General features: G+C 72.3%; 12 protein-coding genes. 7 read left to right on the plus strand and 5 right to left on the minus strand.

What is annotated here, in order from left to right; all coding sequences use genetic code 11:
* Nucleotides 1-9: 9 nt before the first annotated feature.
* Nucleotides 10-1,110, plus strand: a complete 1,101-nt coding sequence (locus HGK34_RS05570; protein ID WP_201845569.1) for a DNA polymerase domain-containing protein — start codon at nucleotides 10-12, stop codon at nucleotides 1,108-1,110.
* 17 nt (nucleotides 1,111-1,127) lie between these two features.
* Here HGK34_RS05570 and HGK34_RS05575 read toward each other — a convergent pair whose 3' ends face one another.
* The 3 genes from HGK34_RS05575 to HGK34_RS05585 all read right to left on the minus strand — a co-directional run bounded on the left by HGK34_RS05575 (nucleotide 1,128) and on the right by HGK34_RS05585 (nucleotide 4,628).
* Complete coding sequence (locus tag HGK34_RS05575; protein ID WP_201845570.1) at nucleotides 1,128-1,841, minus strand: hypothetical protein; 714 nt, start codon at nucleotides 1,839-1,841, stop codon at nucleotides 1,128-1,130.
* 109 nt (nucleotides 1,842-1,950) lie between these two features.
* A complete protein-coding gene (locus tag HGK34_RS05580; protein WP_201845571.1) occupies nucleotides 1,951-3,852 on the minus strand; it encodes a DUF349 domain-containing protein in 1,902 nt (633 codons plus the stop codon).
* Nucleotides 3,849-4,628, minus strand: a complete 780-nt coding sequence (locus HGK34_RS05585; protein ID WP_372433077.1) for a peptidylprolyl isomerase — start codon at nucleotides 4,626-4,628, stop codon at nucleotides 3,849-3,851. The genes HGK34_RS05580 and HGK34_RS05585 overlap by 4 nt, the downstream gene beginning before the upstream one ends.
* A 247-nt stretch (nucleotides 4,629-4,875) precedes the next feature.
* Here HGK34_RS05585 and hisS point away from each other — a divergent pair, with 247 nt between their 5' ends.
* From hisS to HGK34_RS05600, 3 genes are all read left to right on the plus strand, one after another.
* Nucleotides 4,876-6,297, plus strand: coding sequence for a histidine--tRNA ligase (gene hisS / locus HGK34_RS05590; protein WP_201845573.1), 1,422 nt, complete (start codon nucleotides 4,876-4,878; stop codon nucleotides 6,295-6,297).
* Nucleotides 6,298-6,561: 264 nt separating this feature from the next.
* The gene (locus tag HGK34_RS05595) at nucleotides 6,562-7,782 is read left to right on the plus strand and encodes a S8 family peptidase (RefSeq protein ID WP_307815794.1); all 1,221 of its coding nucleotides are present in this window, start codon (nucleotides 6,562-6,564) and stop codon (nucleotides 7,780-7,782) included.
* Between the two features lie 126 nt (nucleotides 7,783-7,908).
* Entirely contained in the window at nucleotides 7,909-9,561 is a 1,653-nt protein-coding gene (locus tag HGK34_RS05600; RefSeq protein WP_207193226.1) for an Rv2578c family radical SAM protein, read from the plus strand.
* 90 nt (nucleotides 9,562-9,651) lie between these two features.
* On the opposite strand, the gene HGK34_RS05605 is transcribed toward HGK34_RS05600, so the two are convergent.
* Nucleotides 9,652-10,011 (minus strand): DoxX family protein, encoded by a 360-nt coding sequence (locus HGK34_RS05605; protein ID WP_201845574.1) that lies wholly within the window; start codon nucleotides 10,009-10,011, stop codon nucleotides 9,652-9,654.
* A 261-nt stretch (nucleotides 10,012-10,272) separates the two neighbouring features.
* Here HGK34_RS05605 and HGK34_RS05610 point away from each other — a divergent pair, with 261 nt between their 5' ends.
* Nucleotides 10,273-11,958 carry a discoidin domain-containing protein gene (locus HGK34_RS05610; protein ID WP_201845575.1) on the plus strand — a complete coding sequence of 562 codons (1,686 nt, stop codon included), beginning with the start codon at nucleotides 10,273-10,275 and terminating at the stop codon, nucleotides 11,956-11,958.
* Nucleotides 11,959-12,172: 214 nt separating this feature from the next.
* A complete protein-coding gene (locus HGK34_RS05615) occupies nucleotides 12,173-13,249 on the plus strand; it encodes a LacI family DNA-binding transcriptional regulator (RefSeq protein WP_201845576.1) in 1,077 nt (358 codons plus the stop codon).
* Between the two features lie 46 nt (nucleotides 13,250-13,295).
* Here HGK34_RS05615 and HGK34_RS05620 read toward each other — a convergent pair whose 3' ends face one another.
* The gene (locus tag HGK34_RS05620; protein WP_307815795.1) at nucleotides 13,296-14,336 is read right to left on the minus strand and encodes a LacI family DNA-binding transcriptional regulator; all 1,041 of its coding nucleotides are present in this window, start codon (nucleotides 14,334-14,336) and stop codon (nucleotides 13,296-13,298) included.
* A 303-nt stretch (nucleotides 14,337-14,639) separates the two neighbouring features.
* Here HGK34_RS05620 and HGK34_RS05625 point away from each other — a divergent pair, with 303 nt between their 5' ends.
* Entirely contained in the window at nucleotides 14,640-16,967 is a 2,328-nt protein-coding gene (locus HGK34_RS05625; protein WP_201845578.1) for a discoidin domain-containing protein, read from the plus strand.
* The last annotated feature ends 94 nt before the right edge of the window (nucleotides 16,968-17,061 follow it).

The raw sequence follows: 17,061 nt of genomic DNA on the forward strand, positions 1-17,061 counted from the left end.
GTTGGGCGCATGGCTCCAGCGAAGAAGGCCAAGCCGGTCGAGCTCGACGTGGCCGGGCGGACCGTGCGCGTCTCCTCACCGGACCGGGTGGTGTTCCCTGCCTCGGACGCGGGCGCGGCGCTGACCAAGCTGGACGTCGTGCGGTACTTCGCCGACGTCGCCGAGGGCATCACCGGGGCGTTGCTGCACCGCCCCACCACGCTGGAGCGCTGGCCCAAGGGCTGGTCCCTGGACGCCGTGATGGCCACGCGCGCGGACGGCCACGGTGACGCGTTCTACCAGAAGCGGATCCCGAAGGGCGCCCCGGACTGGGTCGAGACCGCGCGGATCTCGTTCCCGTCGGGCCGGACGGCCGACGAGGTGTGCCCCACCGAGCCGGCCGTCGCCGTGTGGGCGGCGCAGATCGGCACCCTCACGTTCCACCCGTGGCCGGTGCGCCGTGGACCGGGTGATGACGCCACCGAGCGTGTCGACCAGCTCCGCATCGACCTCGACCCGCAGCCGGGAACCAGCTACGACGACGCCGCGGCGGTCGCGCCGCACCTGTGCAAGCTGCTCGCCGAGCTCGGCCTGACCGGCTACCCCAAGACCTCAGGCGGTCGCGGACTGCACGTGTTCGTGCCGCTCGCACCCGAGTGGACGTTCACCCAGGCACGTCGCGCCACGATCGCCGTCGGGCGCGAGCTCGAGCGACGGCTGCCGGATCGGGTCACCACCAAGTGGTGGAAGGAGGAACGCGGCGAGAAGGTCTTCGTCGACTACAACCAGATGGCGAGGGACCGGACGATCGCCTCGGCCTGGTCGATCCGCGCCAACGCACGGGCGACCGTCTCCATGCCGCTGGCCTGGGACGAGGTGGACCAGGTGCAGCCGGACGACTTCGACGTGCGCACGGCCCCGGGCCGGCTCGCCGAGGTGGGAGACCTGTACGCACCCCTGCGGGCGGACCGTGACCCCGGGCTCGACTGCGATCTGGGCCCGGCGCTCGACCTCGCCGACCAGGACGAGGCCGAAGGCCTCGGTGACCTCCCCTACCCGCCGGAGTACCCGAAGCAGCCGGGCGAGCCCAAGCGCGTCCAGCCCAGCCGCGCGCGGGATCGTTCACGCTGAGCACCGCCCGGCGCGGATCAGCGGACTCGGCCAGGCCACGGCACGGACGGATCCACCTCGTCGGCCCGTGCGGCGGCGAGGGCTCGCCGGGCCGCCGGACGCCCCACGACACGACCGCGTGTCTCCAGCGCCCGCTCCACCAGCCTCAGGTCCACCGGGGTGAGGTCCCTGCTCCCGGCCGCGAGGGTCCTCAGGACCGGGACGGCGTGCTCGAACGGCAGACGGCAGGCGACGTCCGCGGCGGTCCGCGCAGGTGAGGTGACGGCGACGCCCCCGATACCGATCGTGTCCCGCGTCAGCCCGGGGGAGCAGCGCAGGAGGACGCCTGCCGGGACGTCCGGGCGGCGCGCCCCGGCGTCGTGGGCGAGCTCCAGGACAACCGTGCCGGCGGTGAGGCACCGGGCCGCGGCGCCGTCGCACAGTCCGGTGTACACCCACGCCGCCGAGGCGCCGGCGACGACCGCACGCGGCGGGAGTGCGGGCAGCACGCCACCCGAGGGCCTGGAACCCAGGAACGAGGCGATCACGGCAAGCGCCCGATGCGCGGGCGTCACCCGCGTCCCCACCGGGACGGCCACCGCATCGGCGGCGCCCAGGAACGCGTCGCGCAGCAGCGTCAGCGCGCCCCGCCGCAGCAGGTCCTGCCAGGCCGCCAGACCACCCACGTGCGCCGGCATGACCACGGGCGACGGCGGAGCCGGCCACGGATCGAGCAGCTGGGCGAGTCGCACCGGCCCAGCCTAGGAACGTCCCGGCCCCGGCACCCGCTGTCCACAGGGTGCCGGGGCCGGGGCCCGGGTGGCGGGCCGGGGCTTCGTCAGCCCCTGGTGCCCGGCGTTCTCAGGCCGTGCTGTCCTCGGCCGCCCGGACGACCTGCTCCAGCCACGACTTGCGTGCGGCCAGGGAGCTCTCCAGCTCCGAGACCTTGCGCTCGTCGCCCTTGGCGCGGGCGGCCTCCAGGTCGGACTCCAGCCCTGCGATCGCCGACTCGAGCTGCGCGGCCGCGCCCTCCGCGCGCGCCTTCGTCTCAGGGTTGCTGCGACGCCACTGGTCCTGCTCCGCGTCACGGATCGCGTTCTCGACCGCACGCATCCGGTTCTCGACACGCTGGATGTCACGGCGCGGTACCTTGCCCGCCTCGTCCCAGCGTTCCTGGATGCCGCGCAGGGCCCGCTTGGCGGCCGCGAGGTCCTTGATCGGGACGAGCTTCTCCGCCTCGACGAGCAGCGCTTCCTTGACCTTGAGGTTCTCACCGTACTCGGCGTCGATCGCCGCGTTGGCGGCGTCACGGGCCTGGAAGAACGTGTCCTGCGCGGCGCGGAACCGCGCCCACAGGGCGTCGTCGTCCTTGCGGGACGCCCGGCCCGCAGCCTTCCACCGCGCCATGAGGTCGCGGTAGGCGCCCGCGGTATATCCCCAGTCCGTGCTGTCCGAGAGCGCCTCGGCCTCCGAGACCAGCAGCTCCTTGGCGGTCTTGGCGTCCTTGTTCCGCTGCTCGAGGTCCGCGAAGAAGTGCCGGCGCTCGCGATCGAATGCCGTGCGCGCGTGGCTGAACCGCTTCCAGAGCGACTCCTCCGTGCCACGGTCGATCCGCGGCCCCCCGCGCTGGGCGGACTTCCAGCGGTCCAGGAGGGATCGCAGTTCCTCTCCCGCGGGGCGCCACTGCATCTTCGCCGGGTCCGTCGTGGCGATCTTCTCGGCCGCCTCGACGATCGCCTCACGTGCCTTGACCGCCTCGGCCTTGGCCGCGGCACGCTCCGTCTCCAGCGCGGAGCGACGCTCGGCCGCGCGGCCCTTCAGGCTCTCCACGCGCGAGCGCAGGCCGTCCAGGTCGCCGACGGCGGCCGGTTCCACCGTCTCCTCCGTGAGCTTGGCCAGGGTCTGGTCGATCTCCTTGACCGACAGGTCCGCGCTGTCCAGCCGGGTCTCGAACAATGAGACCTTGGCGACCAGGTCGAGGTAGCGCCGCACGTAGAGGCTCAGGGCCTCGGTCGTGCCGACGCCCGGGAACTGGCCCACCTCGCGCTCTCCGGACTTCTCCACGACGTACACCGTGCCGTCCTCGGAGACGCGACCGTGCTTCTCGGCCTCCGCGGTGGCGGCCGCGTCGTCGACCACGGGAACGGGTGCCGGGGTGGCGGGCGCGGCCTGTGCCACCGGTGCCGCGGCCGCCGCGGGGCCGGACGGGCGCGGGGCGCCGGGCTTGGGAGGACGGGGCCTGGCCAGCGCCGCGGGCGAGGGGATCGCCGACGGCTTCGGCGCCGCGGGCCGGGGGGCCGGTGCGGGCGCCTTCTCCGCCGACTCGGCCTCCGGTCCGGCCGGCGTGCTCTCCGGCTCTGCCGGTGCCGGCGTGTCCTCCGGCTCTGCCGGTGCCGGCGTGTTCTGCTCCGCGGCCTCCGGTGCGTTCTGCTCGGCGGCTTCCGGCGAGGTCGCGCCCGGCTCCTGCTGCTCGGTGGTCGCCGCGTCCGGCTCCGTGGTGCCTTCCGGTGTCGTGGTGCCTTCCGGCTCCGTGTCGGGAGTCTCCGCCGAGGGGGCTTCCGCGGTGGGCGCCTCTGCGGGCGCCTCTTCCGCGGGCGCCTCCTCGGGTGCCTCTTCCGCAGGTGCCTCGGCCGCGCCCTCCTCGGATGCGGGCTCCGGGGCCGAGGCTTCCTCGGCCGCGGGCGTCTCGGGAGTTTCGGCCGCGGGCTCGGTGGCGGCCGCGTCCTCGGCGGGTCCGCTTCCCTGCTCGGTGCTCTCGCTCACTGGGTCTCAACTCCTTCGATGGTGACGGGGCCGGCAGGTGCGCCGTCAGTGGCGCCATCGGCCACGCCCTCGTCCGCGACTGCCTGGACGACGTCCAGGCCGGATGTGATCTCCCCGAAGACCGTGTATCCGCCGGCGTTGTCCGACGGGATCAGGGAGTCCTCGTACACGAGGAAGAACTGGGAGCCCATGGACTCGCCGTTGCCGCCCTGGCGCGCCATGGCGACCGTACCGGCGGGGTAGACGTCGTCCTCCGGGGCGTTCTCGATGGGCCCGAACGAGTAGCCCGGACCACCCGCACCCGTGAAGGTCGGGTCGCCGCACTGCAGCACGTAGATGCCGGATGTGGTGAGCCGGTGGCAGCCCGTGCCGTCGAAGTAGCCGTCCTGGGCGAGCGAGACGAAGCTCGCCACGGCCTGCGGTGCCGCCGCGCCGTCGAGCTCCAGCGTGATGTCGTGGTCACTGCCCGTGGCGCACGTGTGCAGCGTGACGGTCCAGGTGCGGTCCTCGGCGACGGCAGGGTCGGGCAGCTCGTGGTCCTCACGGGCATCGGTGGTCCCGGGCACGCATCCGCCGGCATCGGCGGCGGCGCCGTCCGGGCCCGTGTTCACCAGGACGGCCACCACGAACGTCGCCACCAGCGCCAGCGCGGCCAGGCCGCCGACCAGCGCGGCCAGACGCTGACGGCGCGCCCTCCGGGCGGCGCGGCGCTGCTCCTGCTTCGCCTGCTGCTTCCTGGCCTGCTGGGCACGCTGGCGCTGCTTGCTGCTCGACACCGTCGCCGGGCTCCTCTCCACTCGCTGCTGGTCCGGGGCGCCGGTCCGCACCGGGCTGGTCACCGTGGGACCTTGGGCCGTTGCAGTCCGTGCGGGGACAGTGTAGGCATCGCGGGCCAGGACATTCTGCCTGTGCCGCGCCGGACGGCGTGAACAGGTGGTGCGAACCGGACCTGTCGCCGTCCTCATCCGCCTCCCTGTGGAAAGCCCGGGCCTGGACTCCCACCGCCGTGGGAAGATCTGACGCATGGCCCGTATCGCACCACTCTCCGGATTCCCCGAATGGCTCCCGCAAGGCCGGATCGTCGAGCAGCACGTGCTCGACGTGCTGCGCCACACCTTCGAGCTGCACGGGTTCGCCGGGATCGAGACGCGGGCCGTGGAACCGCTGGAGCAGCTTCTGCGCAAGGGCGAGACCTCCAAGGAGGTCTACGTGCTCTCCCGCCTCCAGGAGCTCGACGAGCCCGGCCGGCCCGAGCGGGAGGACAAGCAGCTCGGCCTCCACTTCGACCTCACGGTGCCCTTCGCCCGCTACGTGCTGGAGAACGCGGGCAAGCTCTCCTTCCCGTTCAAGCGCTACCAGATCCAGAAGGTGTGGCGTGGCGAGCGTCCCCAGGACGGCAGGTTCCGGGAGTTCACGCAGGCCGACATCGACGTCGTCGGCTCCGGTGACCTTCCCTACCACTACGAGGTCGAGATCCCCCTCGTGATGGCCGAGGCGTTCGGCGCTCTGCGTGAGATCGGGATGCCACCCGTGCGCATCCTCGTCAACAACCGCAAGGTCGCCGAAGGCTTCTACCGCGGTATCGGCCTGGAAGACGTCGAAGGCGTGCTGCGGCAGATCGACAAGCTCGACAAGATCGGTCCGGAGAAGGTCGGCGCGCTCCTGGTGGACGAGTGCGGGGCCGACGAGGAGCAGGCCAAGGCGTGTCTCGCGCTCGCGGCCATCAGTGGGTCCGACGCGTCCGTGATCACCGAGGTGCGCGCGCTCGCCGAGTCGCACGGTGCCGTCACGGAGTTGCTGACCGCCGGGCTCGCCGAGCTGGAGGCGCTGGTCGTGGCCGCGGGGGAGCGGGCCCCCGGCGTCGTCGTCGCGGACCTGAAGATCGCGCGCGGGTTGGACTACTACACGGGTTCGGTGTACGAGACCGTTCTCGTGGGGCACGAACAGCTCGGGTCGGTCTGCTCGGGCGGCCGGTACGACACGCTTGCGTCCGACGGGAAGAACACCTACCCGGGGGTCGGGCTGTCGGTCGGTGTCAGCCGGCTCGTGTCGCGGCTGCTGTCAGGGGGCCTCGTCACCGCCACCCGCGCGGTGCCGACGGCGGTCCTCGTCGCGGTCTCGGCCGAGGAGACGCGGAGGGACTCCGATGCCGTCGCCGCGGTTCTGCGTGCCCGCGGCATTCCCTGCGAGGTGGCCCCGGCTGCGGCCAAGTTCGGCAAGCAGATCAAGTATGCGGACCGCCGCGGCATCCCGTTCGTCTGGTTCCCGGGCGAGGCCGGGCACGGAGCCGACGGCGGGGCACCCGGTGCCGAGCCCGCCGGCCCGGCGGGTTCCGTCAAGGACATCCGGTCCGGCGATCAGGTCGACGCCGATCCGGCGACGTGGGAGCCTCCGGCCGAGGACCTGCGCCCGCGCGTCGTGCCGGCCGCCTCACCTGTCCGGTAGCGGGGGAACTGTCCGCCGACCCTGTCCGTGGCGCGCCTGACGTCTGGTGCGGCGCCTCGACAGGGTCGGCCGTCGAGACCCGGGGCCCGGCTGAACAGCAGGCTTGGCGGGGGCATACATCACAATTGATGGAACTTTGGTATGCCCCGAAAGGGCATTGAGAACGTTTTTCACCCCATATGCTTCCCCGCAACCCAGCCCGGAACTCGGGGCCCCTGACCATCGGGTGCTTCGGGACCGGGCGTCACCCCGCTGGGAGGAAGAGTGACTCAGCTCGCCAGGAAGACCGCCGTGCGACGGCTCACCGCAGTCGCCGCCGGTCTCGCACTCACTGCGGTCTCCGCCGCGACGGCGCAGGCCGCAGTACCCGCACCCGAGGGCAGGATCGTGGGGGCGAACGCGCCCGGATCGGTCGAGAACTCGTACATCGTCGTTCTCGAGAACGGCGCGGTGGCCCGCACGGACGTCCCCGGAAAGGCCAAGGGGCTGGTCAAGAAGTTCGGCGGCACCGTGGAGAACACCTACTCCGACGCCGTCAAGGGCTTCGAGACCACCATGTCCGAGTCCGCCGCTCGACGGCTCGCCGCTGACCCGTCGGTCGCCTACGTGGAGCAGAACGCCGTCGTGCACGCGACCGGCACGCAGTCGCCCACGCCGTCCTGGGGGCTGGACCGCATCGACCAGCAGTCCCTGCCGCTGGACGACTCGTACACCTATCCGAACTCCGGGACCGGCGTCACCGCGTACATCGTCGACACCGGCATCCGCATGACGCACCAGGACTTCGGTGGTCGTGCGGTCAGCGGCATCGACACGGTCGACGGCGACAACGACGCTACGGACTGCAACGGGCACGGCACGCACGTGGCGGGGACCGTGGGCGGGTCGTCCTACGGCGTGGCCAAGAACGTGGACCTGGTCGCCGTGCGTGTCCTCGACTGCTCCGGCTCGGGCACCTACGCGGGCGTCATCGACGGCATCAACTGGGTGGCTTCCGACCACGCGGCCGGTGACCCCGCGGTGGCCAACATGTCGCTAGGTGGCGGGCTGTCCCAGGCGGTCAACGACGCGGTGGCGGCGGCGGTCGCGGACGGTGTGACGTTCGCCGTCGCGGCCGGCAACGAGCGTCGCAACGCCTGCCGGACCTCCCCGGCGAGCGAGCCGACGGCGATCACCGTCGGGGCGACCACGAGCAGCGACGACCGGGCGTCGTACTCGAACTACGGGGAGTGCCTGGACATCTTCGCGCCGGGCTCGTCGATCACCTCCGCCTGGTCCACGAGTGACACCGCGACCAACACGATCAGCGGCACCTCGATGGCCACCCCGCACGTGACCGGTGCGGCCGCGCTCGTGCTGGCTGCGCACCCGGGCTACACGCCGGCGCAGGTCGACGACGCGCTGGTGAACGGCGGCGTGGCCGGCGTCGTCGGCAACGCGCGGCGGGGCTCGCCGAACGTCCTGCTGAACGTCAGCTTCCTCTGACGCTCGCCCGGTCGGTACGCGGCAGCGGCGAGGTGCCCGGAGAGGGGGCCTCGCCGCTGCCGTCGTCCGTCCGGGCGAACCCTGCGCCATCCGTACCGCTGTGGACAACTTGCCACGGATGCGAACATGTGTTCGACTGTTGCCGTGCGATGGGAAGGCCAAGAACTCACCACCGACGACGGCGCGCTGCCGGGACTCGAACTCCCGGCACTGCGTACCGCCGGGCTGTTGCGTACCGTCCGCAGCCCGGAGTTCGACGGCGTCACGTTCCACGAAGTGATCGCCAGGAGTGCGCTGTCGAAGGTTCCCGCCGCGTCGCAGATGCCGTTCCGCTGGACCGTCAACCCCTACCGCGGGTGCAGCCATGCGTGCACCTACTGCCTGGACCCCGCCACCCCGGTCCTGCTCGGCGAGGGCGCATGGCGCGCCGTCGGCGACCTGGTGCCGGGCGATCGCGTGATCGGCACGCTGCCGGATGCCGGGCGCCGGGTGCTGGTGGAGACCGACGTCCGGGACGTGTGGCGCACGCGCAAGCGGGCGTACCGCATCACGACGGCGGACGGCACCACGCTGGTGGCGAGCGGGGACCACAGGTTCCTGACGGGCGACGGGTGGCGGTACGTGGCTCCCGGAGGCTCGGGCGTCCCGCGCGACGCCGCACCGCGCGCGGTCCTGCGGCCGGGTGACGGCCTGGTCGAGGCGGGGCCGAAGCCCGCTGACCCGACCGCCGGCGCCGGACGCGGCGCGGATGTCGTGGGACGCCTCGTGCGAACCTCGCCGGGCCGAGCCGTCGTGGCGGTGGAGGATCTCGGGCAGGAGCGTGAGCTGGTCGACATCAGCACGGGCACCGGCGACTTCGTCGCGAACGGCGTGATCAGCCACAACTGCTACGCGCGTGGCACGCACACCTACCTCGACCTGGACTCCGGGTCGGACTTCGACTCGCAGGTGGTCGTCAAGGTCAACGTGGACGAGGTGCTGCGCGCCGAGCTGGCGCGGCCGTCCTGGAGGCACGAGCAGGTCGCGCTGGGCACCAACACCGACCCGTACCAGCGCGCCGAGGGGCGGTACCGGCTCATGCCCGGGATCATCTCGGCCCTGGCGGATTCCGGCACGCCCTTCTCGATCCTCACCAAGGGCACGCTGTTGCGCCGCGACCTGCCGCTGCTGGCGGACGCCGCCGAACGGGTCGAGGTCGGGCTGGGCGTCTCCCTCGCCTTCGCCGACGAGGACCTGCAGCAGCGAGTCGAACCCGGCACGCCGACCCCGCGGGCCCGTCTCGCTCTCATCCGGGCCGTCCGGGACGCCGGCCTGCCGTGCGGGGTGATGGTGGCTCCTGTGCTGCCCTGGCTCACGGACTCCCGCGACCACCTCGCGCGCCTGCTCGACGCCGTCGCCGAGGCGGGTGCGACCGGCGCCACCGTGCTTCCGCTCCATCTGCGCCCGGGTGCCCGGGAGTGGTACCTGGAGTGGCTGGAGCGCGAGTTTCCCCGGTATGCGCCCGGGTATCGTCGCGTCTTCGGCAGCCGCGCCTACGCCGACCGCCGGTACCAGGAGTGGCTGCGGGCCCGGGCCGAGCCGCTTCTGGCGGAGCGTGGCCTGCGCCGCGCCGGCTTCCGGTTCGACGGCGCCGACCCGGCTGACGCCAACGGTTCGCCGGGTGACGGTTCGCCGGGTGACGGCGAGGGCTTCTATCCAGAAGGGGCACTGCCCGCCTCGGCGGGGTCACCACCCGGCGGTTCGTGCCCGCCCGGCCGTGGCCAGGACGTGCTGTTCTAGTCACTGCGTCCCTGGTTCGTGCGTCCCTGGTTCGTGCGTCTCTGGTTCGTGCGCCGTGGTCGATCGCCCGGCCTGGCGGCGGCACGGCTTTCACACGAGGAACGACCACCACAGCACGGCCGCGCAGATCCCGAACATCGCCACCGCACCCGCGAAGAAGACCCCGACGTTGCGGGTCCTGAGGTGGACCGTGATCGCCAGGGCGAAGTAGACGACGAGCGCTACCGTGGTCGCGGTCCCGAGGCCGGGCAGCCAGATCCCGGCGACCAGGCCGGTGGCTGCGGCAGTCTTGATCCAGGGGAGTACCCACCACCAGCGTTCCGGGAAGTCCACGCCGCGCAGGCACTGCCTGACCGGCCAGTCCACCGGTTTGATGCAGATCGCGGCGTCCAGGGCCTGCACGAGGGCCAGGAGGGCCACGGGCCAGACAGGATGGGGGAGCAGATCCATGTGCCGACGCTACGCAAGGCTTTCACCAGGGGCAATGTCCTGTGAGCCAGTCGACAGCGGTGCCCCGAGGCGCCCCTGGAGGTGGCGGCGGGACCGGCACCCGGACCTGACCGCACCGTGGCCGGGTGCGCGACCGAACAAGCTAACTGACTTGTCAGTTAATTTCTGGATCAGTCTTGACGCCCCCCGCTCACGTCCGTCAGAGTGGCGCGTGAGAGAGCGCTCTCTCCGTACTCACTCCGACGTTCGAAGGAGCACGTCATGCAGCGAACATCTCGTCTGCTCGCGGCCGCTGCGGCGGCCGCGGCCCTCATCACGGGGGCGATCACTGTGACACCCGCACTGGCAGCGGCCGAACCGCTCTCCCAGGGGCGTCCGGTGACCACGTCCAGCACGGAGTTCGACTGGAGCACAGGGGACAACGCGGTCGACGGAGACCCGGGAACCCGATGGTCCAGCGAGTGGTCCGACGGCCAGTGGATCAGCGTCGACCTCGGTAGCGTCCAGGAGATCGACGGCATCACGCTCGACTGGGAGGCCGCGTACGCGTCGGGCTACCTGATCGAGGTGTCCGACGACGGGTCCGGCTGGTCCCCGCTCTACTCGACCAGCGACTCGACCGGTGGGGACGAGACCCTCGCGGTGACCGGCTCCGGCCGGTTCGTGCGGCTCACGGTCACCGAGCGTGCCACCGCGTACGGCGTCTCCCTGTGGGAGTTCCAGGTGTTCGGACCGGGAGGCGTCACGCCCCCGGACCCGTCCGAGGCGTCCCTGCTGTCCTACGGCAGAACCGGTGCGGCCTCGTCCCAGCAGAACGACGGCAACTGCTGGGAGTGCTCGCCGGACAAGGCCTTCGACCTCGATCCGGCCAGCCGCTGGGCGTCCAGCCCGGAGACCGGCTGGACGGACGACGGCTGGATCTCCGTCGACCTCGGCGCGTCGGCGCACGTCACCTCCGTGGTCCTGCAGTGGGACCCGGCCTACGCCACGTCGTACAGCCTCGACGTGTCCGACGACGGCGAGGCCTGGACCACCGTCTACTCGACCACCACGGGTGCCGGCTTCAAGGAGACGATCCCGCTCGACGCGGACGGGCGGCACGTGCGCGTGCACATGACCGCTCGCAGCGGCGCGTACGGCTACTCGCTCTGGGAGTTCCAGGTGTACGGCACCGGCGGCGCTCCGCTGACCCCGCCGAGCGAGCCCGCGGATCCCGACTTCGCCGATCTCGACCTCGTGTGGAGCGACGACTTCGACGGCGCGGCGGGGACCCCGGCCGACTCCTCGAAGTGGACGATCGACCCCGGCCTGCCCGCGAACAACGAGCAGCAGTACTACACGCCGGAGGGCAACGGGTTCCACGACGGCCAGGGTCACTTCGTCATCGAGGCGCGTCGGGAGGCATACCAGGGACGGGAGTTCACCTCCCACCGGATGAACACTTCGAACCGGTTCCACGCGCAGTACGGACGCTTCGAGGCGCGCGTCAAGGTTCCCGAGGGCCGTGGGCTGTGGCCCGCGTTCTGGATGATGGGTGCCGACTTCCTGGACGGCCGCCCGTGGCCGTACAACGGTGAGGTGGACGTCATGGAGTTCATCGGCCAGGACCCCGACCAGGCGTACTCCACGCTGCACGCCCCGGCGTACAACGGTGCCGGCGGCTACGGCAGCGGCTACGGGCTGCCCGACGGCTCGAACCTGTCCGACGACTTCCACACCTACGCCGCGGAGTGGGACAGCCAGGGGATCCGCTACTTCCTCGACGACCAGGAGGTCTTCTACGCCGACAGGGCGACCGTGGAGTCCACCAGGGGCCCGTGGATCTACGACCACGAGTTCTACATGATCCTCAACCTCGCGGTGGGCGGAGACTGGCCAGGTCCGCCCGACGCCACCACACCGTTCCCGTCGCGCTACGTGATCGACTACGTCCACGTCTACCAGTAGCCCGGTCCACCGGTAGCCCGGTCCGCCGGTAGCCCGGTCCGCCGACGGCCGGGTCCACCGGCGGCCGGGTCCATCGGTAGCCCGGTCCACCAGTGGCCCGGTCCACCGGTGGACCGGTCCACCGGTGGACCGCCGGGCGGCCGGTCGCTCGCCGGCGGCCGGTCGTCGGGCGCGCCGGAGCCGGCCGGAGTGGGCCGGACGGTATAACTGGCGCATGGCGTCAGCAAGTTCCGGCCGGCCCACGCTGGAGGCCGTCGCGTCCGTGGCGGGGGTGTCGCGGGCGACGGTGTCGCGTGTGATCAACGGCGTTCCGACGGTCGACCCGGCCATCGTCGACGTCGTCCGGCGGGCGGTCGAGAAGACGGGCTACGTCCCGAACCTCGCCGCGAGGTCCCTCGTGACCCGGCGCTCCGGCTCGGTGGCGCTCGTCGTCTCCGAGCCGCCGGGGCACCGCTCACCGCTCCCGTTCCTGGAGCGTATCTTCACCGACCCGTACCTCGGCCGGGTGACCGCGGGTGCGCAGGAGGTCCTGCGGCCACGAGACATCCACCTGGCGATCGTGCCCGCCGACCCGCCCGCCCACGATCAGGTGGTGCGTTACGTCCGCCAGGGGCACGTCGACGGGGTCCTGCTCATCACGTCGAGCGCCGCCGATCCGCTCCCGGCCCGCCTGGTGGGGCTGGGGGCGCCGGTCGTGCTGTCCGCGCGCATCGCGGGCGGCGGCATGCCCGACGGCGTACCCGCGGTGGACCTCGACCAGGCGGCCGGGGGCAGGCTGGCCGCGGAGCACCTGCTGGCGACGGGGCGCAGGAACCTGGCCGTGGTGACGGGCCCGACGGACGCCCCGTTCATGCGCGCCCGGCTCGACGCGTTCGCCGCCACGGTGACCGCCGCCGGGCTCGGCAGCCCGGCCGTGGCCGGTGCCGACTTCACCCGCCCCGGTGGCGAGGCCGCGGCGCGCACGCTGCTGGCGGAAGTGCCCGCCGTGGACGGCATCTTCGCCGGGAACGACCTCATGGCCGACGGCGTCAGCACGGCGTTGCAGGCGGCAGGACGCCGCGTGCCCGACGACGTCGCGGTGGTGGGCTTCGACGACTCCAGCGCGGCGGCGCAGGCGCATCCGCCCCTGACCACGATCCGCCAGCCGGTCGCGGCCATGGCCCGGACCATGGCCGAGCTCCTCCTGGACGGTATCGACGCGCGCGAGGCCGGCGCGGGCGATACCACCGGGCCCGTACGGGACCGTGTGGTGACCTTCGCTCCGCGACTGGTCGTGCGGGAGTCCGCCTGACCGGTGTGCCACGGCGCGTGTCGCCTCGCCGGGCGGCGCGTCCGGCTCAGCCCGAGTCGCGAGCGACCAGGACCGGGTCGAAGATCACCGAACGCGGGGGGAGATCCGGGCTCTCGACCCGCTCGACGAGCAGGTCCGCCATCGTCGCGGCCATCTCCTCGGCCGGCTGGCGGATCGTGGTCAGGTGCGGTCGTGTCTGCGTCACGACGCTGGAGTCGTCGAACCCCACGACGGCGACGTCCTCCGGGACCCGTCGCCCCCGCGTGCGCAGCACGTGCAGCGCGCCCTGCGCCATGAGGTCGTTCCCGGCGAAGATGCCGTCCACCCCGGGCGTCTCGGCGAGCAGGAGCTCGGTGGCGGCCTCTCCGCCGGAGAAGGTGAGGTCACCGGCGACGCCGGGCACGTACGCGTGGCCGCGACGCGCTGCCAGGTCCCGGAACCCGTCGGCGCGGTCACGCGCGGCGGGGACGTCGAGCGGGCCCGAGATCAGTCCCGGTGACCGGCATCCGCGATCGAGCAGGCGCGCGGCGGCCAGGCGCCCGCCGTCGGTGTTGGCGAGGTCGACGTAGCTGACCGGGACCGGGCGGGCGGGGCGGGAGAACATCACGACGGGCCGCCCGGCGTCGGCCAGCCGGCCGGGCAGGGTGTCGTCGCCGTGCGTGGAGACCAGGAGGGTCCCGTCGACGTTCCCGAGGCGCTGGTAGTTCACGATCTGTTCCTCGGCCTCCGGGGTGTCGGCGAACAGGAGGACGGGATGCACGTCGTGGAGCCGGAGCGAGCGCACGAACCCGCCCACGACCCGGCCGAAGAACGGGTCCGAGAGCAGGCGTGAGGCGTCGGCCTCCTCACCGGGCGCGGCCGCGGAACCGGACACGACCACGGCGGCCATCCCGGTACGGCGCGTCACCAGTGACCGGGCCGCCCGGTTGGGGACGTAGCCGGTCGCCGCGATCGCGGCGAGAACCGTCTCCTGCACCGCCGGGGCGACCTTGCGCTTGCCGTTGACCACACGCGAGACCGTGGCGCGGGAAACTCCCGCGACCCGGGCGACGTCCTCGAGCGTCATCTGCCGTGGATCCTCCGTCACGTCTCGACGATAACAGGGTGAGAGCGTTTGCCCAAGTGCCGAACGAGGGTGCGCGTCCGAGCCCGGAGGCTGAATCACAAAAAGCATAAAGCGCGTCGTTACATGGCCAAAGGATGGCAAACGATAGTGAGCGTGGAGGCGATCCAGGCCTCGGGGCCCTTGACGTCCGCTCGTCCCTGAGGTCACACTCGGCATCGGTAAGAGCGCTCTCCCACCTGTCCGGCCATGTGGTGACGGCCGGGCGACGGCTCAACGACGAACCACGAACCCCGCGTACCGCGGGACCGAGGAGACGGAGCAACCATGACCATCCCACCTGCCGGCCCTGGTGCCGGCACCCGCGGACGCCGGGACTCCACGCGCCCACACGCGGCCGGCCACGGGGCGCATCGACACGGCGCGCATCGACACGGGGCGCGTCGGCACAGGGCGCGCACCGTCCGGTTCGCGGCGCTGCTGACCGGCCTGATCGCGGCAGCGTTCCTCGCGCCTGCCGGCCCGGCTCAGGCCGCGCCCGAGCTGCTCTCCGAGGGCATGCCGGCCACGGCGTCGTCCGAGGAGAACCCCGACTACACGCCGGCGGCGGCCGCCGTCGACGGCGATCCGGGAACGCGCTGGTCGAGCGAGTTCAGCGACCCGCAGTGGCTGCGGGTCGACCTGGGGCGGATCTCGACCCTGGACCGGGTGGAACTGGACTGGGAGTCGGCGTACTCGACGTCGTACTCGATCCAGGCCTCCGACGACGGGACCGACTGGCGGACGCTGGCCTCCACCGAGGCGGGGGACGGCGGCAGCGACGTCGTCGCGGTCCAGGGATCCGGCCGGTACGTGCGCCTGTACTCGACCGCGCGCAACGGCGGCTACGGCGTCTCCCTCTGGGAGATGCGGGTCTTCGGCACCTCCGACGGCGACCCGGGCGACCCCGGCGACCCGGGCGGCGGCTCGGACTTCGTCGACCCCGGCCACCCGAATGTCCCGGTCCCGGCGTCCGGCCCCAGCCACGTCGAGGTGACCGGCGGCGGCGGGAACTGGGAGCTGGCGGTGGACGGGCAGCCGTACACGGTGCGCGGCTTCACCTGGGGGCCGTCGTTCGACACCGCAGACCACTACCTGCCGCTGCTCACGGCGATGAACGCCAACACGATCCGCACCTGGGGAACAGGCGACGACACGCGGACGCTGCTCGACGCCGCGGCCGCGCACGGGGTACGCGTCGTGATGGGCTTCTGGCTGCTGCCCGGCGGTGGCCCGGGGTCCGGCGGCTGCATCGACTACCGGTCCGACGACGCGTACAAGTCCGAGACCAAGGCCGACATCCTGCACTGGGTCGACGTCTACAAGGACCACCCGGGCGTGCTGATGTGGAACATCGGGAACGAGTCGCTGCTCGGCCTGCAGAACTGCTACTCGGGGACCGAGCTGGAGGAGATCCGTGGCGCGTACGCCTCGTTCGTGAACGAGGTCAGCGTCGCGGTGCACCAGGCCGACTCGAACCACCCGACCACCAGCACCGACGCGTGGGTGGGCGCCTGGCCCTATATCGAGGCGAACGCACCGGACCTTGACCTGCTGTCCGTGAACGCCTACGGCGACCTGTGCAACGTCCCCGACGCCTGGCGGGACGGCGGCTACGACAGGCCGTACCTCATCACCGAGGGCGGCGCGGCCGGCGAGTGGGAGGTGCCCGACGACGCCAACGGCGTCCCGGACGAGCCCACGGACCTGGCCAAGGCCGACGCCTACGTGGACTCCTGGCAGTGCCTGCGTGAGCACGACGGGGTCGCGCTGGGCGCCACGTTCTTCCACTTCGGGATCGAGGGCGACTTCGGGGGCGTGTGGTTCAACGTGATCCCCGGCGACAACAGGCGGCTCGGGTACTACTCCATCGCCCGGACCTGGGGCGTGGACACCTCGGCGCTGAACACGCCGCCGGAGATCACCGCGATGGACGTGGCGGGCGCCGCGTCCGTCGAGGCCGGCGGGGAGTTCACGGTGTCGGTGGACATGACCGATCCCGACGGCGACGACATCACGCCTGTCGTGATGCTGAACAGCAAGTACGTCAACGGCGCGGGTGGGATCGCGCCCGCGGAGTTCACCGAGACGTCCCCGGGCACCTACCGGGTGACCGCCCCGGGCGCGCTCGGCGTCTGGAAGGTCTACGTGTTCGCCGAGGACGGCCAGGGCAACGTCGGCGTCGAGACGCGCTCGTTCCGCGTCGTGGCCCCGCGGGTGGACGGCGAGAACATCGCGCTGGGCGCCACGGCGACGGCGTCGTCGTTCGACCCGTACAACGGGAACTTCACGCCCGGCCAGGCCGTGGACGGTGACACGACCACGCGCTGGGCGAGCGAGTGGGGTCCGACCGCCTGGTACCAGGTGGACCTGGGCTCGGTCCGCTCGTTCCAGCACGTTCAGCTCGTGTGGGAGACCGCCTACGGCGTCTCCTACGACGTGCAGGTGTCCGACGACGGCGCCTCGTGGACCACGATCCGCACGGTGACCGGCGGCGACGGCGGGGTGGACGACCTCGACGTCGCCGGGACGGGCCGGTACGTCCGCCTGAACCTCACCGAGCGGGGCACCGACTGGGGCTACTCGCTGTACGAGGTCGGCATCTACCAGGAGTGAACACCGCCTGGTCACGGTGCCGGCCGCTGCCGCGCGCAGCGCCCGGCACCGCACCGGCGCGGGCACCTCTCGGTCCGGCGCCGGAGAACTGCTC

It is taken from the genome of Myceligenerans indicum (assembly GCF_016742955.1).
Lineage (GTDB): Bacteria > Actinomycetota > Actinomycetes > Actinomycetales > Cellulomonadaceae > Myceligenerans > Myceligenerans indicum.